At 73.0% G+C, this 25,631-nt stretch carries 23 protein-coding genes and 1 pseudogene; 12 read left to right on the forward strand and 12 right to left on the reverse strand.

Going from position 1 to position 25,631, the window contains the following annotated elements:
• Positions 1 to 4: 4 nt before the first annotated feature.
• The 5 genes from ACLJT4_RS35920 to ACLJT4_RS35940 form a co-directional block, all read right to left on the reverse strand.
• Complete coding sequence (locus tag ACLJT4_RS35920; protein ID WP_411128967.1) at positions 5 to 1,789, reverse strand: glycoside hydrolase family 15 protein; 1,785 nt, start codon at positions 1,787 to 1,789, stop codon at positions 5 to 7.
• A gap of 29 nt (positions 1,790 to 1,818) precedes the next feature.
• Positions 1,819 to 2,757 (reverse strand): SURF1 family protein, encoded by a 939-nt coding sequence (locus tag ACLJT4_RS35925; RefSeq protein ID WP_411128969.1) that lies wholly within the window; start codon positions 2,755 to 2,757, stop codon positions 1,819 to 1,821.
• A 114-nt stretch (positions 2,758 to 2,871) separates the two neighbouring features.
• Positions 2,872 to 3,105 carry a hypothetical protein gene (locus ACLJT4_RS35930; RefSeq protein WP_016574077.1) on the reverse strand — a complete coding sequence of 78 codons (234 nt, stop codon included), beginning with the start codon at positions 3,103 to 3,105 and terminating at the stop codon, positions 2,872 to 2,874.
• Between the two features lie 63 nt (positions 3,106 to 3,168).
• A complete protein-coding gene (locus ACLJT4_RS35935; RefSeq protein ID WP_411128971.1) occupies positions 3,169 to 4,206 on the reverse strand; it encodes a DEDDh family exonuclease in 1,038 nt (345 codons plus the stop codon).
• A gap of 123 nt (positions 4,207 to 4,329) precedes the next feature.
• Entirely contained in the window at positions 4,330 to 4,962 is a 633-nt protein-coding gene (locus ACLJT4_RS35940) for a TetR/AcrR family transcriptional regulator (RefSeq protein ID WP_411128973.1), read from the reverse strand.
• 124 nt (positions 4,963 to 5,086) lie between these two features.
• On the opposite strand from ACLJT4_RS35940, the gene ACLJT4_RS35945 reads away from it, so the two are divergent.
• The 7 genes from ACLJT4_RS35945 to ACLJT4_RS35975 all read left to right on the forward strand — a co-directional run bounded on the left by ACLJT4_RS35945 (position 5,087) and on the right by ACLJT4_RS35975 (position 12,867).
• Positions 5,087 to 5,884, forward strand: a complete 798-nt coding sequence (locus tag ACLJT4_RS35945; RefSeq protein WP_411128975.1) for an acetoacetate decarboxylase family protein — start codon at positions 5,087 to 5,089, stop codon at positions 5,882 to 5,884.
• Positions 5,884 to 6,774, forward strand: a complete 891-nt coding sequence (locus ACLJT4_RS35950; RefSeq protein WP_411128977.1) for an SDR family NAD(P)-dependent oxidoreductase — start codon at positions 5,884 to 5,886, stop codon at positions 6,772 to 6,774. The genes ACLJT4_RS35945 and ACLJT4_RS35950 overlap by 1 nt, the downstream gene beginning before the upstream one ends.
• Before the next feature lie 9 nt (positions 6,775 to 6,783).
• Positions 6,784 to 8,136 carry an amidohydrolase family protein gene (locus ACLJT4_RS35955; protein ID WP_411128979.1) on the forward strand — a complete coding sequence of 451 codons (1,353 nt, stop codon included), beginning with the start codon at positions 6,784 to 6,786 and terminating at the stop codon, positions 8,134 to 8,136.
• Entirely contained in the window at positions 8,129 to 9,370 is a 1,242-nt protein-coding gene (locus ACLJT4_RS35960; RefSeq protein ID WP_411128981.1) for an amidohydrolase family protein, read from the forward strand. Before ACLJT4_RS35955 ends, ACLJT4_RS35960 begins: the two co-directional genes overlap by 8 nt.
• A 159-nt stretch (positions 9,371 to 9,529) precedes the next feature.
• Complete coding sequence (locus ACLJT4_RS35965; protein ID WP_411128983.1) at positions 9,530 to 10,501, forward strand: sterol desaturase family protein; 972 nt, start codon at positions 9,530 to 9,532, stop codon at positions 10,499 to 10,501.
• On the forward strand, positions 10,498 to 11,271 hold the full coding sequence (locus tag ACLJT4_RS35970; RefSeq protein WP_411128985.1) for a lysoplasmalogenase: 774 nt from the start codon (positions 10,498 to 10,500) through the stop codon (positions 11,269 to 11,271). The genes ACLJT4_RS35965 and ACLJT4_RS35970 overlap by 4 nt, the downstream gene beginning before the upstream one ends.
• 33 nt (positions 11,272 to 11,304) lie before the next feature.
• Positions 11,305 to 12,867 (forward strand): TIGR03086 family metal-binding protein, encoded by a 1,563-nt coding sequence (locus ACLJT4_RS35975; protein ID WP_411128987.1) that lies wholly within the window; start codon positions 11,305 to 11,307, stop codon positions 12,865 to 12,867.
• Positions 12,868 to 12,916: 49 nt separating this feature from the next.
• Here the strand turns inward: ACLJT4_RS35975 and ACLJT4_RS35980 are convergent, their stop codons facing one another.
• Together ACLJT4_RS35980 and ACLJT4_RS35985 are read right to left on the reverse strand one after the other, a co-directional pair.
• Positions 12,917 to 14,407: a S8 family serine peptidase gene (locus tag ACLJT4_RS35980; protein ID WP_411128989.1), complete on the reverse strand. Its 1,491-nt coding sequence runs from the start codon at positions 14,405 to 14,407 to the stop codon at positions 12,917 to 12,919.
• Positions 14,408 to 14,599: 192 nt separating this feature from the next.
• On the reverse strand, positions 14,600 to 14,809 hold the full coding sequence (locus ACLJT4_RS35985; RefSeq protein ID WP_411128991.1) for a hypothetical protein: 210 nt from the start codon (positions 14,807 to 14,809) through the stop codon (positions 14,600 to 14,602).
• Between the two features lie 184 nt (positions 14,810 to 14,993).
• Here ACLJT4_RS35985 and ACLJT4_RS35990 point away from each other — a divergent pair.
• The 3 genes and pseudogenes from ACLJT4_RS35990 to moaA form a co-directional block, all read left to right on the forward strand.
• Positions 14,994 to 15,335: pseudogene (locus ACLJT4_RS35990) on the forward strand (DUF485 domain-containing protein); the annotation flags it as partial.
• 80 nt (positions 15,336 to 15,415) lie between these two features.
• Positions 15,416 to 17,038, forward strand: coding sequence for a cation acetate symporter (locus ACLJT4_RS35995; protein WP_016573719.1), 1,623 nt, complete (start codon positions 15,416 to 15,418; stop codon positions 17,036 to 17,038).
• Positions 17,039 to 17,197: 159 nt separating this feature from the next.
• The gene (gene moaA / locus ACLJT4_RS36000) at positions 17,198 to 18,187 is read left to right on the forward strand and encodes a GTP 3',8-cyclase MoaA (RefSeq protein WP_411128993.1); all 990 of its coding nucleotides are present in this window, start codon (positions 17,198 to 17,200) and stop codon (positions 18,185 to 18,187) included.
• Here moaA and ACLJT4_RS36005 read toward each other — a convergent pair.
• The 5 genes from ACLJT4_RS36005 to ACLJT4_RS36025 form a co-directional block, all read right to left on the reverse strand.
• On the reverse strand, positions 18,170 to 18,412 hold the full coding sequence (locus tag ACLJT4_RS36005) for a hypothetical protein (protein WP_055583864.1): 243 nt from the start codon (positions 18,410 to 18,412) through the stop codon (positions 18,170 to 18,172). The two genes, moaA and ACLJT4_RS36005, sit on opposite strands and share 18 nt — an antisense overlap.
• A 241-nt stretch (positions 18,413 to 18,653) precedes the next feature.
• Positions 18,654 to 19,016 carry a DUF3099 domain-containing protein gene (locus ACLJT4_RS36010; RefSeq protein ID WP_411128995.1) on the reverse strand — a complete coding sequence of 121 codons (363 nt, stop codon included), beginning with the start codon at positions 19,014 to 19,016 and terminating at the stop codon, positions 18,654 to 18,656.
• Between the two features lie 191 nt (positions 19,017 to 19,207).
• Entirely contained in the window at positions 19,208 to 20,611 is a 1,404-nt protein-coding gene (tyrS, locus tag ACLJT4_RS36015; RefSeq protein ID WP_411128997.1) for a tyrosine--tRNA ligase, read from the reverse strand.
• Between the two features lie 160 nt (positions 20,612 to 20,771).
• Positions 20,772 to 22,199 (reverse strand): metallopeptidase TldD-related protein, encoded by a 1,428-nt coding sequence (locus ACLJT4_RS36020; RefSeq protein ID WP_411128999.1) that lies wholly within the window; start codon positions 22,197 to 22,199, stop codon positions 20,772 to 20,774.
• Between the two features lie 82 nt (positions 22,200 to 22,281).
• A complete protein-coding gene (locus ACLJT4_RS36025; RefSeq protein ID WP_411129001.1) occupies positions 22,282 to 23,850 on the reverse strand; it encodes a TldD/PmbA family protein in 1,569 nt (522 codons plus the stop codon).
• Positions 23,851 to 24,012: 162 nt separating this feature from the next.
• Between ACLJT4_RS36025 and fabG the strand changes: the two genes are divergently transcribed.
• Together fabG and fabI are read left to right on the forward strand one after the other, a co-directional pair.
• Positions 24,013 to 24,717 carry a 3-oxoacyl-[acyl-carrier-protein] reductase gene (gene fabG, locus ACLJT4_RS36030; protein WP_411129003.1) on the forward strand — a complete coding sequence of 235 codons (705 nt, stop codon included), beginning with the start codon at positions 24,013 to 24,015 and terminating at the stop codon, positions 24,715 to 24,717.
• Positions 24,718 to 24,722: 5 nt separating this feature from the next.
• Positions 24,723 to 25,502 (forward strand): enoyl-ACP reductase FabI, encoded by a 780-nt coding sequence (gene fabI, locus ACLJT4_RS36035; RefSeq protein WP_016572662.1) that lies wholly within the window; start codon positions 24,723 to 24,725, stop codon positions 25,500 to 25,502.
• The last annotated feature ends 129 nt before the right edge of the window (positions 25,503 to 25,631 follow it).

The following is a 25,631-nucleotide window of genomic DNA, read 5'->3' on the forward strand; positions in this document are numbered from 1 at the left end:
GGCCCTAGTCTGCCCCCGCTCCGCGGTGCAGCGCGAAGGCGGTCCCCACCAGGCCGACGTGGCTGAACGCCTGCGGGAAGTTGCCCAACTGCCGTGCGGTGGCCGGGTCGTACTCCTCGGACAGCAGCCCCACGTCGTTGCGCAGTGCCAACAGCCGCTCGAACAGTTTCCGGGCCTCCTCCCGGCGCCCGGTCAGCAACAGGGCGTCCGCCAGCCAGAACGAGCAGACCAGGAAGGTGCCCTCGTCGCCCGGCAGCCCGTCCACCGACTCGCCCTCGGTGCTGTAACGGCGTACCAGACCCCCGTGCGTCAGCTCGCGGCGCACCGTGTCGACGGTGGAGACCACCCGCGGGTCGTCCCCCGGGAGGAAGCCGACCCGGGGGATGAGCAGCGTCGCGGCGTCCAGTTCCGTCGAGCCGTAGAACTGGGTGAAGGTGCCGCGCTCGGCGTCGTAGCCGTGGGCGCAGACCTCGCGGTGCACCTCGTCGCGCATCGCCCGCCAGCGGTCCAGGTCCCCGCTGAGCTCCTGTTCCCCCTCCAGCGCCCGGACCGCGCGGTCGGCCGCGACCCACGCCATGACCTTGGAGTGCACGAAGTGCCGGCGTGGGCCGCGGATCTCCCAGATGCCCTCGTCGGGGTCGCGCCAGGTGGACTCCAGGTAGTCCATCAGCGCCCGTTGGATGCTCCAGGCGTGCGACTCGGCCGGCAGCCCCGCGGCGCGCGCGACGTGGAACGAGTCGATCACCTCGCCGTAGACGTCGAGCTGCCGCTGTTCGACGGCGGCGTTGCCGATCCGCACCGGCAGCGAGTCCTGGTAGCCGGACAGCCAGGGCACCTCGAACTCCGGCAGCCGTCGCTCCCCGGCCAGCCCGTACATGATCTGAAGGTCGTCGGGGGCGCCGGCGACCGCGCGCAGCAGCCAGTCCCGCCAGGCACCGGCCTCGTCGAGGTACCCGGCGGAGAGCAGGGAGTTCAGGGTCAGGCTGGCGTCGCGCAGCCAGCAGTAGCGGTAGTCCCAGTTGCGGACCCCGCCCGGCTCCTCGGGCAGTGAGGTGGTGGGGGCCGCGACGATCCCGCCGGTGGGCGCGTAGGTGAGCGCCTTGAGGGTGATCAGGGAACGGACCACCGCGGCGCGGTACGGGCCGTCGTAGCGGCACCGGGCGGACCACGCCTGCCAGTCCTCGGCGGTGTCCGCCAGCGCCTCGAACGGGTCGAGCTGCTCGGGCCGGGGCTCGTGCGAGGGATGCCAGGTCAGCACGAACGCGGCGCGTTCGCCGGCCGCGACGGCGAAGTCGGAGCGGGTGCTGAAGTCCTCGCCGTAGGTGGTGCTCGCGGACGGGGTGCGCAGCCACACGGAGTCCGGGCCGGCGACCGCCACCCGGCAGCCCTCGGTGGCCCGGACCCAGGGCACCACCCGCCCGTAGTCGAACCGCAGTCGCAGCACGCTCCGCATCTCGACCCGGCCGCGCAGTCCCTCGACCACCCGCACGACGTCGGGCATGTGGTCGCGCTGCGGCATGAAGTCGGTGACCCGGACGCTGCCCTCCTCGGTCTCCCAGACGGTGTCGAGGATCAGCGAGTCCCCGCGGTAGGCGCGTTGCGCGCGGGCGCCGGCGGCCCGTGGTGCCAGGGTCCAGTGGCCGTTGTCCTGGTCGCCGACGAGGGCGGCGAAGCAGGCGGGGGAGTCGAAGCGGGGCAGACACAGCCAGTCGATGGAGCCGTTCCGGCCGACGAGCGCGGCGGTCTGCAGGTCGCCGATGAGCGCGTAGTCCTCGATGCGTGGGTGCACTCCGCGGCCTTTCCCGCGCGGCGGGCGGGTTAGTCGGGGGCGGCGGCCGTCCGGGCTACCGGTTCCCCGCCGACGGCTCCGGTGGCTGCGGCGTCCGCGGCCTTCGTACCGTTGTCGTTGTCGCCGCCTTCGCCGTCATCGGGGTCCGCCGGCGCGGAAACCGGCTCGGCCGGCTCGGTTCGTTCCGGCTGTTCGGCCGCCGTTGTTTCCCGGGCCGCGGCGGTCAGCCGGTCGCGGCGCTCCCGCCGCACCAGGACGACCCAGCCGACCGGCACCGCCGCCGCGAACAGCCACCACTGGACCGCGTACGCCATGTGCGGGCCGATGGAGTCGTGGTCCGGTTCGGGCACCAGCTCGGGGGAGTTGTCCTTGGTCTGGGGCGCGGTCTGCTCGATGTACCCGCCGAGCATCGGTCGGCCCACCCGCTTCGCCTGCTGCCTGCTGTTGATCAGCATGACCTGGCGGGGCGGCAGGCCCTTGGTGTCCTTGATCCCGCTGACCGCGGTGGTCTCGTCGACCATCATCCGGCCGGTGACCGTGAGGGTCCCCGTGGGTGCGGCCGGGACGTGCGGGAACTTGGTGAGGTCGTCGCCGGCCGGGATCCAGCCGCGGTTGACGACGACGGCCTTGCCGTCGGCCAGGACCAGCGGCGTCAGGACGTAGTAGCCGATGGTCTGCTCGTCGGCGGCGGTGCGCTGGCGGACGACGACCTCGTGCGCGGTGTCGTACGTGCCGGTGGCGGTGACCCGGCGCCACATGTCGCCTTGCGGCAGCGTCCGGTCGACCGCGGCGAGCTCGGTCACCGGGACCGGGGTGGCGGCCAGGTTGCGCGCGATCTGCGCGTTCTGCGCGACCTTGTGCTGATGGCGGTGGAACTGCCAGAACCCCAGCTTGATCATGACGGGGATCAGGACGAGTCCCAGGAGGGTGAGGATCACCCACTGCCGGGTCAACAGGAAGCGGTACACGGCTGCGACGGTACCTCGCGTCCCTGGGAGCCCTGTCCTCGGGTCCCCCGCGGGGTGCACCCGAGGCGCCGCCGGGGCCGCGGAGCGCCGTCGTGCGCCCCGGTCCGCACCCGGTCAGACCCGGTCGACGATGCCCACCCGCCCCGCCGAGCGGGCGCAGTGCGCACCGCAGTACCAGCTCCCGTCGGCCTCCACGCCCTGCCCGATGACCTGCACCCGGCAGTGTTCGCAGATCGGTGCCATGCGGTGGATCGCGCAGGCGAAGCAGTCGAAGACGTGCACCGCGCCCTGCGCGTGCACCTCGAACGTCATGCCGTATTCGTTTCCGCAGACCTCACAACGTGCCATGCGCCACAGCGTGCGGGTGGGGCGGCTACCGAGCGAGGCGCTCGCGGGTGTGTTGGCCGGGCTTCACCCGGACGCCGACGCGGCCGGTGCCACGTCCCGCAGCAGCTGCATGAACGCCGCCTCGTCGATGACGGCCGTGCCGAACGCGGCGGCCTTGGCCGTCTTGGAGGTGCGGGCGTCCGGGTCGTTGGTCACCAGCAGGCTGGTCAGGCGGGACACGCTCGTCGCGACGTGCAGTCCGGCCTCGATCGCCCGGTCCTCCAACAGGTCGCGGTCGACGGAGGTGTCTCCCGAGAAGGCGACCCGCATGCCCTGGACGAGCCGGCCGCCGGGCTCGTAGCGCCCCGGGTTGGGGTACGGGCAGGCCGGGCGCTTGCGGGCCGGCCGCCACGAGGTGGGGCGGTAGGACGAACCGGTGGGGTGCGCGCGGGGGGCGGGGGCGTCGGACCACTCCGTCAGGGGCTGGCAGGTCAGCAGCGGCAGCCGGACCTGTGCCTGTGCGGCTCGGTGCAGGCTGGGGCGGAACGCCTCGGCCAGCACCCGGGCGTCGTCCAGGGCGTGGTGCGCGCGTTCCTGTACGACGCCGAAGTGGGCGGCCAGGGACTCCAGCTTGTGGTTGGGCAGCGGCAGGCCCAGTTCCTTGGAGAGCGCGATGGTGCACAGCCGTTGGCGTACGGGGGCGACGGCCGCGGCGCGGGCGTACTCCCGGGCCAGCATCGACCAGTCGAACATGGCGTTGTGCGCGACCAGCACCCGGTCCGCCAGCCGGGCCGACAGCTCCGGCACGACCTCCGGGAAGAGCGGCGCGTCGGCCAGCACCTCGCTCGTCAGACCGTGGATCCAGACCGGGCCGGGGTCGCGCTGCGGATTGACGAGGGTGTACCAGGAGTCCTGGAACTCGCCGTGGGCGTCGAGTTGGTAGACGGCGGCGGAGATGATCCGGTCGTCGCGGGCCAGGCCGGTGGTCTCGACGTCGACCACCGCGTATCCCCGGGGGTACCCGGCCGGCCAATCGGCCGGCGGCGTCTGCGGGCCCGGCTGCCGGCCGATCTTCGGCGCGATCGAGGGGGCGGCTGCGCTGCGGTCTTCGAGCATGGTCATTGAGGATACGGGCCGGGACCGACAGCCACCGCATCGCCGGGGGCGCGTCCGGCCCGGACGCCGCGCGCCGTCGGGGCCGGGCGGCGCACCGGCCCGCCGCCGGGTGATCCGCGCATGTTGTGGTTATGTTCCGCTTCGTCCGGGTTTGAGGAGGGAGTCGACCAGCGCCTCCAGGGAGACGAGGAAGAGGCGTTCGGCGTCGGCCGGGGCGGCCAGTGCGCGGGCCAGGGCCGGATCCCGGCCGGCCGTCGGGGTGTCCCACAGCTCGCGCTCGCTGGGGTGCTGTGCGGGGGAGCGGGCGCGGTTGCGCTCCACCAGGACCGAGCCGACGACCAGGAACTGCACGGCGCGCACCGCCTCGGCGGCCAGTTCGCCGCGCAGGCCGGCCGCGTGCACCTCGTGGACCAGGGCCTGTTGGGCCGGCAGGAACATCCGCTCGGTCAGCCCGCGTTCGTGCACCATCGCGATCAGGTGCGGGCGCTCGCCCAGTGCGGTGCGCAGCGCGCGGGCCACCGAGGTGATGCGCGCCCGGGGCGTGTCCCCGGTGGGCCGGATCTCGCCCATCTCCTGGAGGGTGTGGGCCACCAGCGCGTCCAGGAGGGACTCGCGGTTGCCGACGTGCCAGTAGATGGAGGTGACGGCGGTGCCGAGCTCGGTGGCGAGCCGGCGCATGGTCAGGGCCGCCGGCCCGTGCGTCCGGACCAGCCGGGCGGCCGTCGCCAGCACTTCCTCACCGGTCAGCGCGGTACGTGTCATGGCTCCCACTATCGCCCAACTCCGTTTGACGCATGCCTCTTTACCCTTCATCGGTGGCGGTGTAACTGTGTTACAGACGCCGCGCACGACCCCCGCGCGTCACGTCGACGAAGGGTGGTACGCCATGGCACGCATGCGTTACGGAGCCCGCACCGACGCGGAGATCGCCGCGACCCGGACCGCCGGCGCCCGGCTCCCCGACATCTGGTCCACCGGCGTGGTGGCCCTGTGGGAAACCGACCCGGAGGCGGTCGCGGCCGTTCTCCCGCCGCCGCTCGCCCCCACCGGCCGGCCGCTGGTCCGGGCCACCATCAGCTCCGTCAACCTGCCCGGCTATCCGCTGGGCGCCGGGTCGGTCGCGGTCGCGGCCGCCCACGACGGCACCGAGGGCTGGTACCCGCTGGTCATGCCGATGACTCACGAGCGGGCGCTGACCGGCGGCCGCGAGGTCTTCGGCGAGCCCAAGAAGCTGGGCGAGGTCACCGTCGCCCGGGACGGCCTGACCGTGTGCGCCGCGCTCGCCCGGCACGGCATCGCCTTCGTCGAGGTGCGCGGCGCGGTCAGCGGCCCGCTGCCGCTCCCGGAGCCGGAGGTGCGGACCGACTTCTACTTCAAGTTCCTGCCGGCGGTGGACGGTTCGGGCTTCGACGGCGATCCGCTCCTGGTGCACTGCCGGCGCACCGAGAAGGTCCGCCGCCTGGAGCGGATCACCGGCGACGTGGTGCTGCGCGAGTCGATGTACGACCCGGTCGCCGACCTCCCGGTGCACACCCTCGTCGGGATCACCCTCGGCGAGAAGACCTCCGACCAGAGAGGCGAGGTCGTCGGACGGGTCCGGGCCGAGGACCTGCTGCCCTACGTCCACCAGCGCTACGACGACCCCGGGCAGGTCCACGACGCCCCACCGGAAGGGAGCGCCTGATGGAACTGCGGTCCGGGCAGGTCGCGGTGGTCACCGGGGCCGCGAGCGGCATCGGCCGGGCGCTGGCCGGCCGCTTCGCCGCCGAGGGACTGAAGGTCGTCCTCGTCGACGTCGAGGAGGCGCCGCTGCGGGCCGCGGCCGAGGAACTGGCCGCGGACGGAGCCGAGTTGCTGGTCCGCACCGTGGACGTCGGTGTCCGGGCGGAGGTCGAGGCGCTGGCCGGTGCCGCCTACGAGACGTTCGGCGCCGTCCACGTGCTGTGCAACAACGCCGGGGTGGGCTCGGGCGCCGAGGGCCGGATGTGGGAGCACGACCCCGCCGACTGGCGGTGGGCGTTCGAGGTCAACGTCTGGGGCGTCTTCCACGGCGTCCAGTGCTTCCTGCCCCGGATGCTGGCCTCCGGGGAGCCCGGCCACGTCGTCAACACCTCGTCCACCGACGGCGGGATCGCGCCGCTGCCCACCGCCTCGGTCTACGCCGTCACCAAGGCCGCCGTCGTGACGCTGACCGAATCGCTGTACGCGCACCTGGCGGCCGAGGGCGCGCCCATCGGGGCGTCGGTGCTCTTCCCCGGACCGCACATGCTCCGCACCGGCCTGTGGGAGTCGCACCGCAACCGTCCCGCGCGGCACGCCAAGTCCCGCCCCCGCAGGACGCCGTACCGCAGCCTCGCCGAGTGGGAGGCGGCCGTGCGGGCGGCCGGGCAGGAGGTGGCCTTCACGCCCGTGGAGGCCGTCGCCGAACAGGTCGTCGACGGCATCCGGGCCGGCCGCTTCTGGATGCTGCCGCCCAGCGACCACACCGACGCACAGATCCGGGCGCGCTCGCGGTCCCAACTCGACCGCGCCGCCCCCACGTACCTGGAGCACTTCATCCTCGACGACGAGTGAGGGACCGCCATGAGCGACCCGTACCAGGGCACCACCACGGCACACCGCGCCCCGCACGACGGCCCCCCGGCCGACCGCGACCCCCGGGACCCGTACCTGATCGTCTCCTCCGACTGCCACGCCGGACTGCCCACCGAGGAGTACCGCCCCTACCTGGAGCGCCGCTTCCACCGGGCCTTCGACGACTTCCTCGCCGGCCGGGACGCCCGGCGCGCGGCCATGACCCGGCTCGGCGTCCGCAACGAGACCTTCGCCACCCAGTGGTTCGAGGAGCACCAGGAAGGGCTGCGCGGCGGCTGGGACCCGGCGCAACGCGCCAAGGAGCTCGACGGCGACGGGGTGGCCGCCGAGGTCGTCTTCCCGGACGCCGACGCCGTGGACAGCTCGACCGCCGCGCCCTTCGGCGTCGGCCTGGGCCTGACCGGTGACCAGGACCCGGAGCTGGGCATGGCCGGCGCCCGGGCCCACAACCGCTGGCTCGCGGAGTTCTGCGCCACCGATCCCGAACGCCACTGCGGCGTCGCGCTGTTACCCGTCACCGGCGAGGTCGACACCGTCGTCGCCGAGGTCCACCGGGCCCGCGCCGACGGGCTGGGGGCCCTGATGGTGCCCGCCATGTGGGGCGCCGGCGCGCCCTACCACGACCGGCGGTACGACCCGGTGTGGGCCGCCGCGGCCGAGGCCGGCATGCCGGTCGTCACGCACTCCGGCGCCGCGCCGCGCGAGGAGTACGGCGACCACCTCGGGATCTTCGTCACCGAGGTGACCTGGTGGCCGGCCCGCCCGCTGTGGTTCCTGCTCTGGTCCGGGGTCTTCGAGCGCCACCCCGGCCTCAGGTTCGGCGTCGCCGAGTCCGGCTGTTGGTGGCTTCCGAACCTGCTGTGGTTCATGGACCGGCTCTACCTGGGCGCGCACGGCGGCAAGAAGCTGTCCCCGTTCGCCGGGCTGCGCCGCCCCCCGCACGAGTACCTCGACCGCAACGTCTTCGTCTGCGCCACCAACACCAAACGCCGCGAACTGGCCCAGCGCTACGAGATCGGCGTCGACAACATCCTGTGGGGCAGCGACTTCCCGCACCCGGAGGGCACCTGGCCGCGCACCCGGGAGTGGCTGGCGAACACCTTCCACGACATCCCCGTGACCGAGACCCGGCGCATCCTCGGCACCTCCGCCGTCGAGCTCTTCGGCTTCGACCCGGACCGGCTCGCCCCGCACGCCCGCCGCATCGGCCCCACCCCGGCGGAACTCGGCCAACCGGCCGACCAGAGCGCGGTCGAGGCGGCCTGGCGCCCCGCTCGCGAGACCGGCCGCCACTGGCTGACCGGACAGGACTTCCCGTACGTGGGGGTGACCCGTGCCTGACCCCGCCGCCGAGCCCCGCTACACCGTCATCTCCGCCGACTGCCACGCCGGCGCCGACCTCCTCGACTACCGCTCCTACCTCCCGGCCCGCCACCACGAGGAGTTCGACGCCTGGGCCGCCACCTACGTCAACCCGCACGAGGACCTGCTCGCCGACACCGCCGACCGCAACTGGAACTCCGCCCGCCGCCTGGCCGAGCAGGAAGCCGACGGCATCGTCGCCGAGGTCGTCTTCCCCAACACCATCCCGCCGTTCTTCCCCAGCGCGTCCCTGATGGCACCGGCACCCACCGGCACCGACTTCGAGCTGCGCTGGGCCGGGCTGCGCGCCCACAACCGGTGGCTCGCGGACTTCTGCGCCGAGGCCCCCGGGCGCCGCGCGGGCGTCGCCCAGATCCTCCTCAACGACGTGGCGGAGGCGGTCCGCGAGGTCCGGCGGACCAAGGAGGCCGGCCTCACCGGCGGCATCATGCTCCCCGGCACCCCACCCGGATCGGGCCTGCCGGAACTCCACTCCCCGTACTACGACCCGCTGTGGGCGGTCTGCGCCGAGCTCGGCGTCCCCGTCAACCACCACGCCGGTTCGGCCTCCCCGCCGCTCGGCGACGAACCGGCCGCCCGGGCGGTGTTCATGGTCGAGACGACCTGGTTCTCCCACCGCGCCCTGTGGCACCTGATCTTCGGCGGGGTCTTCACCCGCCACCCGGGGCTGACCCTCGTCCTCACCGAGCAGGGCTCCGGCTGGATCCCCGGCGTCCTGGACATGCTGGACTACTACCACGGCCGCCTGGTCGCCGCCGGGGCCCGCGCCGACACCGCGGAATCCCGCTTCGGCGCCGGTCTGGCCGCCTCCCTGGACCGCACCCCCACCGAGATCTGGCACGCCAACTGCTACGTCGGCGCCAGCTTCATGCGCCCCCACGAGGTCCCGCTGCGCCACCGGATCGGCCTCGACAAGATCATGTGGGGCAGCGACTACCCCCACGACGAGGGCACTCACCCGTACTCCCGGCAGGGCCTGCGCGCCGCCTACGCCGGTGTCCCGCCCGCCGAGGTCGCCGCCATGGTCGGCGGCAACGCGGCCCGCGTCTACGGCTTCGACCCGACCGCGCTGGCCCGGGTCGCCGCCCGCTGCGGCCCGACCGTCACCGAACTCGCCGAACCCCTCACCGCACCCCCGCCCGACGCCACCAGCCCGGCCTTCGCGCCGGGGGCCTCGGTACGGATCTGGTGAGGCCCCGGTCGCGCGGCACCCGCAACCGCCGGCGGGTGCCGCGCGACCGCCCGGGGCTACCGCCGGTACGTCCGCGCCCCGAAGCTGACGCCACGTCTTACATACTTCTCAGTAACAACCTCTAGCGGGACGCCCGTCGGCGCCTTTATGGTGCGGGGCATGCCGCACCTGCCCGATGTCGTGTTGTGGTCCGTACCCGCCTTCGTCCTGCTCACCGTCGTGGAGATGGTGAGCTACCGCCTGCACCCCGACGACGACGCCGAGGGCTACACGGCGAAGGACGCGGCCACCAGCGTCGGCATGGGACTGGGCAGCCTGGTCTTCGACGCGCTGTGGAAGATCCCGATCGTGGCGATCTACGCCGCGGTCTACGAACTGACCCCGCTGCGCCTGCCCGTCCTGTGGTGGACGCTGCTGCTGATGCTGCTCGCCCAGGACTTCTTCTACTACTGGTCGCACCGCGGCCACCACGTCATCCGGGTCCTGTGGGCCTGCCACGTGGTCCACCACTCCAGCGAGAAGTTCAACCTCACCACCGCACTGCGGCAGCCCTGGACGACGTGGACGGTCTGGCCGTTCTACGTGCCGCTGGTCGCGCTCGGCGTGCACCCGGCCGTGATCGCCTTCACCTCCGGTGCCAACCTCGTCTACCAGTTCTGGGTCCACACCGAGCGCATCGGCACCCTGCCCCGGCCCGTCGAGTTCCTGTTCAACACGCCCTCGCACCACCGTGTCCACCACGCCTCCCAAGGCGGCTACCTGGACCGCAACTTCGGCGGGATCCTGATCGTCTGGGACCGGATGTTCGGCTCGTTCGTCCCCGAGACCGAGCGGCCCGTCTACGGCCTCACCAAGAACATCAACACCTTCAACCCGCTGCGGGTCGCCACCCACGAGTACGCCGCCATCGCCCGCGACATCCGGGCCGCCGAGAGCTGGAGCGAGCGCGTCGGGCGGGTGTTCCGCGGACCGGGCTGGCAGCCGGCCCGGGTCCGGGCCGCACTGGCCGCCGAAGCCGCCGCCGCGGCTGAGCGGGCCGGTGCGCCGGCCGGCGCGCGCCCGGCCGCGGACCGCACCGGTGCCGTCGAGCCTGCCGTGGGGGAGTCCGCCGTGGGGGAGCCCGCCGCGTGAGGGCGCCCGCGCCCCGGCCCCGCGCCGCCCGGGCCCTGCTGCTGGTCTTCGCCGTCCTGGGCGTCGGCCACCTCGCCGCCCTGGTGGCGCACGCCGGCGCCGCGCCCGGCAGCGGCCCCGCGGCCCTGGCCGACACCGTCGTGCACCTCACCAAACCGGCCCTGATGCCGCTGCTCGCCGCCCACGTCCTGCTGCGCGGCGGGCCGCCGCTGCTCGCCGGGGCACTGCTGTTCGGCTGCGGCGGCGACACCTTCCTCCAGGTCGGCGGCGGCACCGCGTTCCTCGTCGGCATGGCCTCGTTCGCCGCCGGCCACCTCTGCTACCTGGTGCTGTTCGCCCGGCACGGCCGCCGGGGACGCGCCGACCGGCCCGCCGCGGGCACCGGACGGCGCCGGGCGCGCACCGCCGGCGCCGCCGGGCTGTACGCGGCGGCCCTGGTCGTCACCGTGGTCCTGCTGTGGCCGGACCTCCCCGCCGACCTGCGGATCCCGGTCGCCGGATACAGCCTGCTGCTCACCGTGATGGCGTTCGGCGCGCTCTGGACGGCCCCCTGGGCCGCCGTCGGCGGGCTGCTCTTCCTGCTCTCCGACTCCCTGATCGCCGGCGGCATCGCCCGGTGGCCGCAGCTGCCCGCCCCGCAGTTCTGGATCATGCTCACCTATACGGCCGCCCAATGCGCCCTCGCCATCGGGGTGTTGGCGGCCGCGGCCGGCCCGCGGGACCCGGTCTCCCCGGTGCCGCGCCCGGCGGTCGCGTACCGTGCCCCTTGAGTCTCCCCCCGTGGGAGACCCGAAGGTGGGGGCATGTACGAGGACGGCACGGAACTGCTGTCGATCGGCGCGCTGTCGCGCCTGACCGGCGTCTCCGTCAAGACCATCAGGAATTGGTCGGACCAGGACCTGCTGCCGCCCGCCGCCCGCACCCCCGCGGGCTACCGCCTCTACGGACCGGACGCCCCGGCCCGCCTGGAGATCGTGCGCAGCCTGCGCGACCTGGGCGTCGGCACCGCCGCGATCCGCGCCGTCCTGCACCGCGAACGCACCCTCGCCGACACGGCGGAGCGCTCGGCGGACGTCCTGGACGCGCAGATCGCCGCGCTGCGCTCCCGGCGCGCCGTCCTGCGGGCCGTGGCCGCGCGGGGCAGCACCGCAGAGGAACTCCCCGGGATGACCCGACTCGCCCGCCTGTCCGCCGAGGAACGCCGCCGGATCCTCGCCGCGTTCGTCGACGACGCCCTGGACGGCGTCCCCGCGCCCGCCTACCGCAGCGGCCTGCTGGCCGCCACCCCCGACCTGCCCGACGACCCCACCCCCGAGCAACTGCACGCCTGGATCGAGTTGGCCGACCTGGTCCGCGACCCCGAACTCCGCGCCGCCCTGCGCCGGTTGGCCGCCTACAGTGCCCGCAGCGCGCCACCCGCCGACGGTGACCCGGCGGCCGACGTCGACGCCGCCCGGCGCGTCGCCACCTTGATGCACACCCTCGCCGAGTCCGCCGTCGCGGACGGCATCGCCCCGGACTCGCCGGCCGCCGCACCGCTCGTCGCCGAACTGGTGGCGGCCTGGCTCCCCACCCAGGCCGGCACCCCGGACCCGCCCGCCGAGGACGGCCCGGCCGCCCGGACCCGGCTGCTGGAACAGCTCCGGACCGCCGCCGAACCGCTTGTCGAGCGCTACTGGCGGCTGCTGTGCACCGCCACCGGCCGCCCCGCCCCGCCGCGTTGGGACACCGCCGGCACCTGGACCGCCGCCGCCCTGCGCGCCCACCGCACCCCCGTGCGGGTGGACCGCACCGCCTTCGTCGCCCCCGACCCGGAGCGGGTGCTGTACGCCTACGAGCGGGTCGCCCGGGCCGTCGGCGCACTGGTCGCGGGCGTCCGCCCGGCGGACCTCGCCCGCCCCACCCCGTGCGCCGACTGGACCGTCCGGCAACTGCTCGACCACCTGGTGTGGGAGAGCCTGATGGTCACCTCGATCGCCGAGGGGGCGCCGCGCACCGACCACACCGCCGACCACGTGGGCCACGATCCCCGCGCGGCCTTCGAGGACGCCACCACCGCCGCGCTCGCCGCCTTCCGCGGCAGCGGCATGCTCGCCCGCACCTTCGGCCCCTACGAGGCGCCCGGCGCCCTGCTCGTCCAACAGGTGGTGGTCGAACTCCTCGCCCACGGCTGGGACTTGGCGCGGGCGCTGGGTGCTCCGACCGGGCTGGCCCCGGAGGTCGCCGAGGAGACCCTGGCGGTGGCGCACCGGATGTACGGGGCCGCACCCCGCACCGAGGGCGGCTCGTTCGCGCCGCAGTGCCCCGCCCCGCCCGGCGCCACCGCGGCGGACCGGCTCGCGGCGTTTCTGGGGCGCACGGTGTGACCGGCGGGCGGGGTGGGGCGAGGGGCGGGGCGGGAGGCGGTCCCGGCGGCTACTGCACCGCCTTCAGCGCGTTGACGATCCCGTAGCCGAAGTGGCTGTTGACCTGCGGGGTGCCGGTGCAGGTGGCGTCACCCGCCGGGCACCCGGGGTTGTCGGCCTGCTGCTTGAGCAGCCACTGGATCTCCTGCGCGCTGGCCTTCGGGTGGGTGCTCTTCAGGAGCGCCGCCACGCCCGCGACGTGCGGGGAGGCCATCGACGTGCCGGCGTAGAAGGCCCAGTCGCCACCGGGGATGGTGGAGAGCACGTTGCCGTTCTTCGCCGGCAGGTTTGGCACCTGCTTGGTGTCGCCGCCGGGCGCGGCCACGTCGACCTGTCCCAGGCCGTAGTTGGAGTAGCCGGACTTCAGGCGGTGCGATCCGGTCGCCGCGACCGTCACCGTCCCGGGCAGCTGGGTCGGCACGTCCCAGCAGGTCTTGGGGCTGAGGGTGCGGTTGACCGGCGTGGAGTCGTTGGGGCTGCCGGTGTCGGTGAGCTTGTCGGCCGCGAGGTCGGCGTTGGCGTTGCCGGCCGCCGCGACGTTGACCACGCCCTTGTCCTGCGCGTACTTGGCCGCCCGGCCGACCGCGTCAACGATGGCCGCCTGATCGGCGTCGTCCTTGCAGTTGAACATCCACGGGTCCACGTAATAGCTGTTGTTGGTGACCTGGATGCCGTGGTCGGCCGCGAAGACGAAGGCGCACACCACGCTCTCCGCGTAGAACAGGCTGGTCTTGGGCTCGCTCACCTTGATGGCGGAGACCTTCACGCCCGGTGCGACGCCGGCCACGCCGATGCCGTTGCGGGCCGCGGCGATGGTGCCCGCCACGTGCGTGCCGTGGGCGTCCTCGACCGGGTCGTAGGGCCGCCAGGCCCCCGGTGAGGTGTCGGGCACCCCGCCCACACAGTTGGCCGACTGCCGGGCGGAGAAGTTCGGTTTGAGGTCCGGGTGGGTGTCGTCCACGCCGGTGTCGATGACCCCGACGGTCACCTTGCGGCTGCCCGGGTTCACCTTCGCGGCCCGGTCGGCCCCGATGGCGGGGATGTCCCACTGGAGCGGCTCCAGCGGTTCCTCGCCGGTGGCCTTCGCGGTCCGTTGCGCCGCCGCGAGTTGGGCCGCGGTGATCTTCTGCGGCTTGCCGACGTCGGTGGTGCCGGACTGCTTGAGCGGCGCGGTGCGGGTCGCGCCCGCCGACTGCACGCCCGGCACGGTCCGCAGGGTGGCGGCGAACCGGGGGTTGGCCGCATGGGCGACGATCACGCCTATCCGCTCGTGGGCGGTGATCACCTTGCCGCCGGCCCGGTCGATGGCCCGCTCGACTGCGTCGACCGTGGCGTGGCCGGGGACGGTGTTCACGACGTATGACAGCAGCGGGCCGCTGTCCGGCGGCGCGGCGCCGGCCGCGTCCGGGAGGAACCCGGTCGTGGCGGTCAGCGCCAACCCGAGCGGGACGGCCAGGGCCCGCAGGCGTCTGTTCCGGGGATGTGCAAGGGGACGTGCCATGGGTACTCCACCTCATCCGTCGGACCGCCCGTGCGCGGGGCGCGCACGGGCGGGTGCATGACAGGTGAAGCTATCGGCGATCACCGACGCACAGCAATGGAATGCAGGGAAAACCTCATAGGAGCGGCAAATTGACGGGCGATCAGGCGTCGCTTCGGGTATGGGCGCGCGCCCCGGAGGGCGTCCGTGCGCTCAGTCCCGCCGCCCCGCTCCGTCGCACGGCCGCAGGGTGCCCATGCTCAGCGGCGGCAGCGGGATCCGCGGGCCGTACCAGCGCCGGGCGTCCGCCCCCGGGTGCGGCCGCGACGGGGCGGCGGCGATCGGCGCGGACAGGGGGACGCTGCCGTACGGGCGCCGACGCGGGGCGTGCGCAGGCGGGTCCTGTGGGGGCGGCGGGGTCATGACCGGCTAACGAAGCGTCGCCCGACCGGTGGCGGCCGGTGCGCCCATTCCCCCGATTTCTTCAGGAATTCAACCATCCATCGTCTGTCGCATCGGGTCCGACCGCCCTACGATGCGTGATCCACGTCACTTATCCAGGGCTTATCGTCGGCCCCGCACCAGCACACCGAGCGTCAGGAGACCCGTGATCACCGCACCCAACGCCGACCCGGGGCAGCACGACCCGCCCGACTACCGACAGGTCCAGACGAGCCCGGAGTTCGCCGAACTCCGCAGCGCCCACCGCTCGTTCGCCTTCCCGCTCACCCTCGCCTTCATCCTCTGGTACCTCGGCTACGTGCTGCTGTCGAGCTACGCGGGCGCCTTCATGGCCACCAAGGTCGCGGGCCACCTCAACGTCGCCTTCGTCCTCGGCATCGCCCAGTTCGCCACCACCTTCCTGATCGCCTGGTGGTACTCCCGGCACGCCGCCGCCCGGCTCGACCCCCGGGCCGAGGCCATCAAGGCCCGCCTGGAGGGCACCGCCGCCACCCCGCCGGCCCCGGCCCGCGCGGCCGACGCCCCCAAGGACGGCCCCGAGCAGACCGGTGTGCAGGAGGCCGGCGCATGAACCTCACCCAGCACCTCGCCGCCGGCGGCGCCGGCGAGCACCGCACCCTGATCGTCACCCTCTTCGCCGTCTTCGTCGCCGCCACCCTCGGCCTCACCGTCTGGGCCGGCCGGCAGACCAAGGGCGCGGACGACTTCTACGCCGGCGGACGGCAGTTCAGCGGCTTCCAGAACGGCCTGGCCATCTCCGGCGACTACATGTCCGCCGCGTCCTTCCTCGGCATCGCCGGCGCCATCGCCCTCTTCGGCTACGACGGCTTCCTCTACTCCATCGGCTTCCTCGTCGCCTGGCTCGTCGCGCTCCTCCTGGTCGCCGAACCCCTGCGCAACTCCGGCCGCTTCACCATGGGAGACGTCCTCGCCTACCGGATGCGCCAACGCCCCGTCCGGACCGCCGCAGGCACCTCCACCATCGTCGTGTCGATCTTCTACCTGCTGGCCCAGATGGCCGGCGCCGGCGCCCTGGTGACCCTGCTCTTGGGCATCACCAGCGAAGCGGGCAAGATCCTCGTCGTCGTCCTGGTCGGCATCGTGATGATCCTCTACGTCACCATCGGCGGCATGAAGGGCACCACCTGGGTCCAGATGGTCAAGGCCGTCCTCCTGATCGCCGGCACCCTGCTGATCACCTTCCTGGTGGCGTGGCGGTTCCACTTCAACCTCTCCGCACTGCTCGGCGCCGCCGCCGAGAACAGCGGCAAGGGCTCCGCCTTCCTGGAACCCGGCCTCAAGTACGGCGCCACCGCCACCTCGAAGATCGACTTCATCTCGCTCGGCCTCGCCCTCGTCCTGGGCACCGCCGGCCTGCCGCACATCCTCATCCGCTTCTACACGGTCCCCACCGCCAAGGCCGCCCGGAAGTCGGTGAACTGGGCGATCGGCATCATCGGCGTCTTCTACCTGATGACCCTGGCCCTCGGCTTCGGCGCCGCGGCCCTCCTCAAGCCGGCCACCATCACCGCCTCCAACAAGGCGGGCAACACCGCCGCCCCGCTGCTCGCCCAGGAGATCGGCGGCGGCGCGGGCTCCACCGGCGGTGCCATCCTGCTCGCCGTCATCTCCGCCGTCGCCTTCGCCACCATCCTCGCCGTGGTCGCCGGCCTCACCCTCGCCTCGTCCTCCTCCTTCGCCCACGACCTCTACGTCAACGTCCTGCGCAAGGGGCGGGCCACCGAGAAGGAAGAGGTCGGCGCGGCCCGCTGGGCGACCGTCGGCATCGGCGCGATCGCCATCGTCCTCGGCGTCTTCGCCCGCAGCCTGAACGTCGCCGGCCTGGTGGCGCTCGCCTTCGCGGTCGCCGCCTCCGCCAACCTCCCCACCCTCCTCTACAGCCTCTTCTGGAAGCGCTTCACCACCCAGGGCGCCCTCTGGTCCATCTACGGCGGCCTGCTCTCCTCCGTCCTGCTGGTCCTCTTCTCGCCCGTCGTCTCCGGCAAGGAGACCTCGATGTTCCCCGGCGCCGACTTCGCGGTGTTCCCCCTGGAGAATCCGGGCCTGATCTCCATCCCCCTGGGCTTCCTGCTCGGCTGGCTCGGCTCCCTCCTCTCCCGGGAGGCACCGGACGCCGCCAAATACGCCGAACTGGAAGTCCGCTCCCTGACCGGCACCGGCGCGCACTGAGCCGTCCGTACAGGGCACGGGTGGGGTGGCATCGTAGAGAACTACGACGCCACCCCGCCCACCTCGTGCTTCTCACGTCTCCTCACCGTCGTACCCATCGCGTAGTCTCGAAGGCGTACTGATCGACGGACCGAGCCGGACACTCGGGGAGGGGGCCAGATGCTCATCGACACCTACGGCCGCGTGGCCACCGACCTGCGGGTTTCACTCACCGACCGGTGCAACCTGCGCTGCACCTACTGCATGCCCGAAGAGGGCCTGCAGTGGCTGGCCAAGCCCGACCTGCTGACCGACGACGAGATCGTCCGGCTGATCGAGATCGCCGTGCGCGACCTCGGCGTCGAAGAGGTCCGCTTCACCGGCGGCGAGCCCCTGCTCCGCCCCGGCCTGGTCGGCATCGTCGAGCGGGTCGCCGCCCTCGCGCCGCGCCCCCGGATGTCACTGACCACCAACGGCATCGGCCTGGCACGCACGGCCGCCGCCCTCCAGGCCGCCGGCCTGGACCGGGTCAACGTCTCCCTCGACACCCTCCGGCCCGACGTCTTCCAGGCCCTGACCCGCCGCAAGCGGCACGACGACGTCCTCAAGGGCCTCGAAGCCGCCCGCGCAGCCGGTCTCACCCCGGTCAAGGTCAACACCGTCCTGATGCCCGGCCTCAACGACGACGAGGCCCCCGACCTCCTGGCCTGGGCCGTCGAGAACGGCTACGAGCTGCGCTTCATCGAGCAGATGCCGCTCGACGCCCAACACGGCTGGAAGCGCGACGGAATGATCACCGCCGGCGACATCCTGACCTCGCTGCGCACCCGCTTCACCCTCACCCCCGAGGGCCAGGACGAGCGCGGCTCCGCACCCGCCGAGCGCTGGATCGTCGACGGCGGCCCGCACCGCGTCGGCGTGATCGCCTCGGTGACCCGCCCGTTCTGCCGCGCCTGCGACCGCACCCGGCTCACCGCCGACGGCCAGATCCGCACCTGCCTCTTCGCCACCGAGGAGTCCGACCTGCGCGGCGCCCTGCGCTCCGGCGCACCCGACGCCGAGATAGCCCGCCTCTGGAAGCTCGCCATGTGGGGCAAGAAGGCGGGATCCGGCCTCGACGACCCCACCTTCCTCCAACCGGACCGCCCCATGTCAGCCATCGGAGGCTGACCGCACCCGCTCCCATTCCGCCAGCGTCACCACGTCCTTGAGGAACCCGCGCACGGCGAGGAACTGCGACAGGTGCTCCCGGTGCTCCTCACACGCCAACCACGTCTTGCGCCGGTCCGGGGTGTGCAGCTTCGGGTTGTTCCAGGCCAGCACCCACACCGCGTCGGCACGGCAGCCCTTGGCCGAGCAGATGAGGGAATTCTCTGAAGTGTTCGGGGAGTTCACGCCTCAACCCTACGTCCCGCCGTGCGCCCCATCGGGGCCGCTCTCCAAGGCCGTCGCGCCTTGCGGACATGACGACGCCGGGCAGCCACGGGGGGAGCCGCCCGGCGTCGGTCCGTCGCTCCGACGGGGGATGCGGAGCGCGTACGCAGTATGTCATGGGGAATGGTGCGTGGTGCAGCGGAACCGCATGATTGATCTGAGCTTTTCTTGAGCTTTGCTGAGCAAGCACCGCCAGCGAAGCTCAGTCCCGCTCCTCGCGCGACGCCGAAGACCCCTCCGCCGGACGTTCCGCAACGGATTCCGCGGGCTCCGCCGGCAGCGCCCGCCGTACGGGCTTGACGAACGTCGAAGGTAGCGAAGGGACGTTCTCCCGACCGGCGTTGGCGATGACCACCGCGACGTACGGAAGCCCCATGCCGATCACGAGCGTTGCAATGGCAATCGGTCGCTCGATGTTCCACAGCACGGCCGTGAGCACCACCGCCAGGGTCCGCACCGCCATCGAGATCACGTACCGCCGCTGGCGCCCGCGCACGTCCTCGGTCAGCCCCTGGCGCGCTCCCGTGATCCGGAAGGTCTCGCCGCCACCGCTGTGCTTCCGCATCACGTTCCACCACCTGCTCCGTCGTGCCGGATTCTCCCCGCATTCCGGTCAGATCCCACGGTACGCCGCCCTTCCCGGCCCTACGAGACCGGGTCACGTCGTCGGTGGACCGCCCCGTACCCCGGATGACGTAGCCGCCCGCCGGGCTCTGCGAGCACGACGAGCGGCCCCGGACGACGGACCGGGAGGGCCTAGCGCCCGGTGAGCTGCGCCAGCTTGCGGCCGGCCTTCAAGTAGGCGACGCCCTCCGTGCCGGACAGCTTCTCCGCCAGGACCTCGGCCAGCGGCCGCACCGCGTCGGCCTCGGCGAGCACCACCGTCGACTGGCCGGAGTCGCCCTCGCTCACCAGCCGCAGCGCGTTCTGCTTCGCCAGCCGCCGCGCCGCCGAGGCGCTCGGAGTGAACTCCAGCACCGTCGTCAGCACCGCCGCGACCGGCAGCTCCCCGTGCTCCGCGACGTCCACGACCGGCAGCGACTCCACGTCCGCGAACGACTTCTTGGAGAACTGGGCCACGAAACCGGCCCGCGCCGCCATCGCCGCGTCCAGCCCGTAGAGCGCCGCCACGACCTCACCCGCGAGGACCTTCTTGAGGTCCATCGGGTGCATCGACCGCTCGGCGACCCGGCCCAGGGCCAGGGTGATCTCCTCGTCGGTCCACTCGGTCCACGCCTTGAGGTACGGCTCCATCAGGCGGTCCGGCACCGACATGATCTTGCCGAAGACGTCGTCGGCGGGCGAGCTCAGCCCGACGTAATTGCCCTTGGACTTGGACATCTTGGCGCCGCTGCCGTCCGTGCCCTCGATCAGCGGCATGGTCACCACCAGCTGCGGCCGCTGCCCGCGCAGCTCCATCAGCTTGCGACCCATCTGGAGGTTGAGCAGCTGGTCGGAGCCGCCGAGCTCGACGTCGCAGCCCAGCGCCACCGAGTCCAGCCCCTGCGCGATCGGGTACAGCAGCTCGGTCATGGTCAGACCCGAGCCGGCCGCCAGCCGGTTGCGGAAGTCCTCGCGCTGGAGCAGCTGCGACGCCGGCACCTGCGCGAGCAGCCCCAGCAGCTCCGGGAAGGTGTACGGCGCCAGCCACTCGCTGTTCTGCCGGAAGCTGACCTTCTCGAAGTCGAAGAACGGACGCACCTGTTCGCGGTACGTGGCGAGGTTGTGCGCGATGTCCGCGTCGGTCAGCGGCGGCCGCTCCGCCGTGCGACCCGACGGGTCACCGATCTTGGCGGTGAAGTCGCCGATGATCAGGGTGACGTCGTGGCCGAGGCGCTGGAACCGGCTCAGGATGATCAACGGCACCGCGTGGCCGAGGTGCACGTCGGTCGCCGTCGGGTCGATGCCCAACTTGATGTGCAGACCCTCGCCGGCCGACCGACGCTCCTCGATGCGCTCGGCCAGCTTCTCCACGCCCGGCAGCACCTCGACCGTGCGGGACGCGATGAGCTCGGCCTGCTCCTTGGGCGACAGGTCCGTCAGGTCGAGATAGCGCCGCTCGCGGGTCTCCTGGAGCAGCTCCCGGACGGTGTCGTCCGAGGAGAGGTCGGCGGAGAGCAGCGTGCGGGCGCGGGCGACGGATTCGCCGAGGCGTGTCATGGCGTTCCTGATCGATCGTGGTTCCCCGAGGGGAGGACAGGGCGACAGTCTATTAGGCACGCACGGCGCCGCTCACCGCGATATCCGCCGGTCCGGCCGGTGCCGGGCCGCCCGCCCCGCACCGGGCGGCGGCCCCTGGCACCGCCCGCCCGGCGCCGACTCACACGCCCGGGCTGACCGAACTCATGTGGAAGTCCGGCACCCGCAGCGGCGGCATCGCGGTCCGCGGGAAGTAGTCGCCCCACTCCCGCGACAGCGTCCGCTCCGTGCGGCCGGCCTCCGTGGCCCGGCCCAGCAGGTCCACCGGCGACTCGTTGAACCGGAAGTTGTTCACCTCGCCGACGACCTCGCCGTCCCGCACCAGGTAGACGCCGTCCCGCGTCAACCCGGTCAGCAGCAGCGTCGCCGGATCGACCTCCCGGATGTACCACAGGGACGTCAGCAGCAGCGCCGGCCCGTCGTGGCCCGCCGCGGCCACCATCGCGTCGAGGTCCCGTGGACCGCCGCCCTCCAACAGGAGGTTGTCGACCGCCGGCGCCACCGGCAGCCCGGTCAGCGCCGCACCGTGCCGGGTGGCCACCAGCCGGTTGAGCACCCCCTCGCGCACCCAGTCGGTGGCGGCCAGCGGCAGCCCGTTGTCGAAGACCGAGGCGTCCTCGCCCGAGGTGTGGGCGAGGACGAACGGCGCGCACTCCAGCCCGGCCGCCGTCGGATCGCTGCGCAGTGTCAGCGGCAGCCCGGCGACCCGCTCGCCGATCCGGGTCCCGGCGGTGCCCGCACCGCCCCCGGCCTTGGAGAAGACCGTCCGGCCCTCCGCGGCGTCCCGGGCGGTGGCCGACCACTGCTGGTACACCAGCAGGTCCGCGACGGCGCTCGGCGGCAACAGCGTGTCGTAGCGGCCGGCCGGCAGCTCGATCCGGCGCTCGGCCCAGCCCAGCCGCCGGGCGAGTTCGGCGTCCAGCGCCCGCGGATCGACGTCGGTGAAGTCCCGCGTGGCCCGGCCGGCCCAGGACGACCGGGTGCGGTCCGGCGACTTGGCGTTCAACTCCAGCGTCCCGGTGGGCTGGTCGTGCCGCAGCCGCAGCCCGGTCGAGCTGCCCAGGTACGACGAGACCACGCTGTGCTGGGCGAAGCCGTACAGCTCGCGCCCGCCGGCCCGGGCCTGCCGGAAGGACTCCCCGAGGGCCGGTGCGAACGCGGCGAAGACGTCCGGGGAGGTCCCGGCCGGCGGGTCGGTGAAGTCGGCGGTCGTCCGGCCGTCCGCGACCAGCGCCTGGGCGTCCTCGGCCGGTCCGGCGTCCCGGGCGGCCGCCTCCGCGGCCCGCACCAGCGGCTCCAGGTCCTGCGCGGTGACCGCCGACCGGGACACCACGCCGGAGGCGGTGCCCCGGGCGCCGTCCACGGTCGCCACGACGGTGACCGTCCGGCCGCGGGTGGCGCCGTTGGTGGTCAGGGCGTTGCCGGCCCAGCGCAGATTGGTGCTGGAGTGCTCCTCGGCGATGACCACGCAACCGTCGGCGCGGGACAGCTCCAGGGCCCGCTCGACGATCTCGTCCGGCCGGTTGCTGCGGGTGCCGCGCGGACTCATCGACCCGCCTCCTGCGTCGTGTTGAGGGTGTGCCGGCCCGGGGAACGGCCCCCGGAGCCCCGGCCCGAGGGGTGGCGTGCGCTCATCGCCCGGCCTCCTGCGTCGTGTTGAGGACGTTCACGCCCTCGAAGACGGCCGAGGGGCAGCCGTGGGAGACCGCCGCGATCTGGCCCGGCTGGGCCTTGCCGCAGTTGAAGGCGCCGCCCAGTACGTAGGTCTGCGGACCGCCGAGCGCGGTCATCGAACCCCAGAAGTCGGTGGTGGTGGCCTGGTAGGCGACGTCCCGCAGCTGCCCGGCCAGCCGCCCGTTGCGGATCAAGAAGGCCCGCTGCTGGGTGAACTGGAAGTTGTGACGCTGCATGTCGATGGACCACGAACGGTCCCCCACCAGGTAGATGCCGCGTTCCACACCCGAGATCAGCGCGTCCGTGGACGGGCCGTCCGGCGCCGGGCGCAGCGAGACGTTGGCCATCCGTTGGACCGGCACGTGATGGGGGGAGTCCGCGAAGGCACACCCGTTGGAGCGCGGGAAGCCCGCCAACTTCGCGGTCCTGCGGTCGAGTTGGTACCCCGTGAGGATGCCGTCCGTGATCAGGTCCCAGGACTGCGCGGCGACGCCCTCGTCGTCGTAGCCGACGGTGGCCAGACCGTGCTCGGCGGTCCGGTCGCCGGTGACGTTCATCAACGGCGAGCCGTAGACGAGCGTCCCCAACTGGTCGAAGGTCGCGAAGGACGTGCCGGCGTAGGCCGCCTCGAAGCCCAGCGCCCGGTCCAGTTCCGTGGCGTGCCCCACCGACTCGTGGACGGTGAGCCAGAGGTTGGACGGGTCGATCACCAGGTCGTAGGCGCCGGGTTCGACGCTCGGGGCGCGGAGCTTGTCGGCGAGGTGCCCGGGGATCGCGGCCAGTTCACCGTCCCAGTCGTAGCCGCCGTCGGTGAGGTACTCCCAGCCGCGGCCGACCGGTGGCGCGAGGGTCCGCATCGACTCGAAGTCGCCGGTGGCCGGGTCCACCGCGACCGCGGTGAGCTCGGGGTGCAGCCGGATCCGCTGCTGGGTGGTGCTGGTCCCCGCGGTGTCCGCGTAGAACTTGTTCTCCTGGGCGGCCAGCAGGTGCGCGTCGACGTGCGCCACGCCCGGTGCGGCCAGCAGCCGGGCGCTCCACTCGGCCAGCAGCCCGGTCTTCTCCGCGTCCGGCACGTCGAACGGGTTGACGTCGTACGCCGAGACCCAGGTGCGGTCCGGGTGGACGGGCTCCTCGGCCAGCTCCACCCGCCCGCCCGTCGCCCACCGGTCGCCGCCGCTCCCCGAGGCCCCGCCGCCGGCGGCCTCCGCCACGGTCGACGACAGCTTCGCCATCGCCACCGCCTGCCCGGCCACCCGCGCCGCGGCGTCCATCGTCAGGTCGACGCCCGCGGCGAAGCCCCAGGCGCCGTTGTGCACCACGCGCACCGCGTAGCCCAGGTCGGTGGTGTCGGAGGTGGCCGACGTGCGGGCGTCGCGCAGCCGCCACATCGCGCTGCGCACCCGCTCCAGGCGGAAGTCGGCGTGCTCCGCGCCCAGCGCCCGGGCCCGCGCCAGTGCGGCGTCGGCCAGGGCGCGCAGCGGCAGCGCGCGGAAGGTCTCGTCAAGGTCATGGGGCGCGGCTGGCACGGCATCCTCCGGTAGTCGGCGGATGCATCATGCCGTGCTTCTGTGGAGACCCGACAGTGAACGGGGGCGCGCCCCTGTGTGGGCTCGATTCTCCGTACGGGCCGCCCGACCGATAGTTTCGTACCGAACGCAAGACGGACAGAAAACGGAAAGGGTGATCTCTTGAGCCGCTCGGTTCTGGTCACCGGAGGCAACCGCGGCATCGGCCTGGCCATTGCCCGTGCCTTCGCCGAGGCAGGCGACAAGGTCGCCATCACCTACCGCTCGGGCGAGCCCCCGGCGGGCTTTTTGGCCGTGAAGTGCGACATCACGGACGCTGAGCAGGTCGAGCAGGCGTACAAGGAGATCGAGGAGAAGCAGGGTCCGGTCGAGGTGCTGGTGGCCAACGCCGGCATCACGCGGGACCAGCTGCTGATGCGGATGTCCGAGGAGGACTTCAGCACGGTCCTCGACACCAACCTCACCGGCACGTTCCGGGTGGTCAAGCGCGCCAACCGGGCCATGCTGCGCGCCCGCAAGGGCCGGATCGTCCTGATCTCCTCGGTGGTCGGCCTGATGGGCGCGCCGGGGCAGGCGAACTACGCGGCGTCCAAGGCCGCGCTGGTCGGCTTCTCCCGCTCGCTCGCCCGTGAGCTGGGCAGCCGCAACATCACCGTGAACGTCGTCGCCCCCGGTTTCGTCGACACCGACATGACCCGGGCGCTCAGCGACGAGCAGCGGGAGAACATCGTGAAGCAGGTGCCGCTGGCGCGTTACGCGCAGCCCGAGGAGGTCGCCGCCTCGGTCCGCTTCCTGGCCTCCGACGAGGCCGCGTACATCACCGGAGCCGTCATTCCCGTCGACGGCGGATTGGGCATGGGGCACTGAGCACGATGACGAACACCACTGGAATCCTCGCCGGCAAGCGCATCCTGATCACGGGTGTGCTGATGGAGTCCTCGATCGCCTTCCACGCGGCCAAGGTCGCGCAGGAGCAGGGCGCCGAGGTCATCCTGACCGCCTTCCCGCGGCCCACCCTCACCGAGCGCATCGCCAAGAAGCTGCCCAAGCCGGCCAAGGTCGTCGAGCTGGACGTCACCAACGACGAGCACCTGGCCCGCCTTGAGGGCCTGGTCCGCGAGGAGCTCGGCGGGCTGGACGGCATCGTCCACTCCATCGGCTTCGCCCCGCAGGACGCGCTCGGCGGCAACTTCCTCAACACGCCGTTCGAGTCGGTCGCCACGGCCATGCACGTCTCGGCGTTCTCCCTGAAGTCCCTGACCATGGCGTGCCTGCCGCTGATGCCGGAGGAGGGCGGCTCGGTGGTCGGCCTGACCTTCGACGCGCAGTTCGCCTGGCCGCAGTACGACTGGATGGGCCCGGCCAAGGCCGCCCTGGAGGCCACCAACCGCTACATGGCGCGGGACCTCGGCGAGCGCAACGTCCGCTGCAACCTCATCTCGGCGGGCCCGATCGGCTCGATGGCCGCCAAGTCCATCCCGGGCTTCTCGGACCTGGCCAAGGTGTGGGACAGCCGTTCCCCGCTCCAGTGGGACATGGCCGACCCCGAGCCCGCGGGCCGCGGCGTCGTCGCCCTGCTGTCGGACTTCTTCCCGAAGACCACCGGCGAGATCATCCACGTCGACGGCGGCGTGCACATGATGGGCGCCTGACGCGCCGGCAGCACCCCGTACCGCCGAACTCCCGTACTGCCCGCCCCGGTCCGCCGGGGCGGGCAGTACGCGTTTGGGGGCGCGCGTCCGAGGTGTCCGGCGTCCCCGGGACATCCGGCGTCCCCGAGG

Origin of the sequence: Streptomyces sp. x-19 (genome assembly GCF_046549115.1) — a bacterium.
Taxonomy (GTDB): domain Bacteria; phylum Actinomycetota; class Actinomycetes; order Streptomycetales; family Streptomycetaceae; genus Streptomyces; species Streptomyces albulus_C.

What these genes read in the sequence shown, in the direction of transcription:
- ACLJT4_RS35930 (WP_016574077.1), bottom strand. Translation starts at nt 3,105, where the DNA reads ATGGCACGTTGTGAGGTCTGCGGAAACGAATACGGCATGACGTTCGAG.
- ACLJT4_RS35935 (WP_411128971.1), bottom strand. Translation starts at nt 4,206, where the DNA reads ATGACCATGCTCGAAGACCGCAGCGCAGCCGCCCCCTCGATCGCGCCG.
- ACLJT4_RS35940 (WP_411128973.1), bottom strand. Translation starts at nt 4,962, where the DNA reads ATGACACGTACCGCGCTGACCGGTGAGGAAGTGCTGGCGACGGCCGCC.
- ACLJT4_RS35945 (WP_411128975.1), top strand. Translation starts at nt 5,087, where the DNA reads ATGGCACGCATGCGTTACGGAGCCCGCACCGACGCGGAGATCGCCGCG.
- ACLJT4_RS35950 (WP_411128977.1), top strand. Translation starts at nt 5,884, where the DNA reads ATGGAACTGCGGTCCGGGCAGGTCGCGGTGGTCACCGGGGCCGCGAGC.
- ACLJT4_RS35955 (WP_411128979.1), top strand. Translation starts at nt 6,784, where the DNA reads ATGAGCGACCCGTACCAGGGCACCACCACGGCACACCGCGCCCCGCAC.
- ACLJT4_RS35965 (WP_411128983.1), top strand. Translation starts at nt 9,530, where the DNA reads ATGCCGCACCTGCCCGATGTCGTGTTGTGGTCCGTACCCGCCTTCGTC.
- ACLJT4_RS35975 (WP_411128987.1), top strand. Translation starts at nt 11,305, where the DNA reads ATGTACGAGGACGGCACGGAACTGCTGTCGATCGGCGCGCTGTCGCGC.
- ACLJT4_RS35980 (WP_411128989.1), bottom strand. Translation starts at nt 14,407, where the DNA reads ATGGCACGTCCCCTTGCACATCCCCGGAACAGACGCCTGCGGGCCCTG.
- ACLJT4_RS35985 (WP_411128991.1), bottom strand. Translation starts at nt 14,809, where the DNA reads ATGACCCCGCCGCCCCCACAGGACCCGCCTGCGCACGCCCCGCGTCGG.
- ACLJT4_RS35995 (WP_016573719.1), top strand. Translation starts at nt 15,416, where the DNA reads ATGAACCTCACCCAGCACCTCGCCGCCGGCGGCGCCGGCGAGCACCGC.
- moaA (WP_411128993.1), top strand. Translation starts at nt 17,198, where the DNA reads ATGCTCATCGACACCTACGGCCGCGTGGCCACCGACCTGCGGGTTTCA.
- ACLJT4_RS36010 (WP_411128995.1), bottom strand. Translation starts at nt 19,016, where the DNA reads ATGCGGAAGCACAGCGGTGGCGGCGAGACCTTCCGGATCACGGGAGCG.
- tyrS (WP_411128997.1), bottom strand. Translation starts at nt 20,611, where the DNA reads ATGACACGCCTCGGCGAATCCGTCGCCCGCGCCCGCACGCTGCTCTCC.
- ACLJT4_RS36020 (WP_411128999.1), bottom strand. Translation starts at nt 22,199, where the DNA reads ATGAGTCCGCGCGGCACCCGCAGCAACCGGCCGGACGAGATCGTCGAG.
- fabI (WP_016572662.1), top strand. Translation starts at nt 24,723, where the DNA reads ATGACGAACACCACTGGAATCCTCGCCGGCAAGCGCATCCTGATCACG.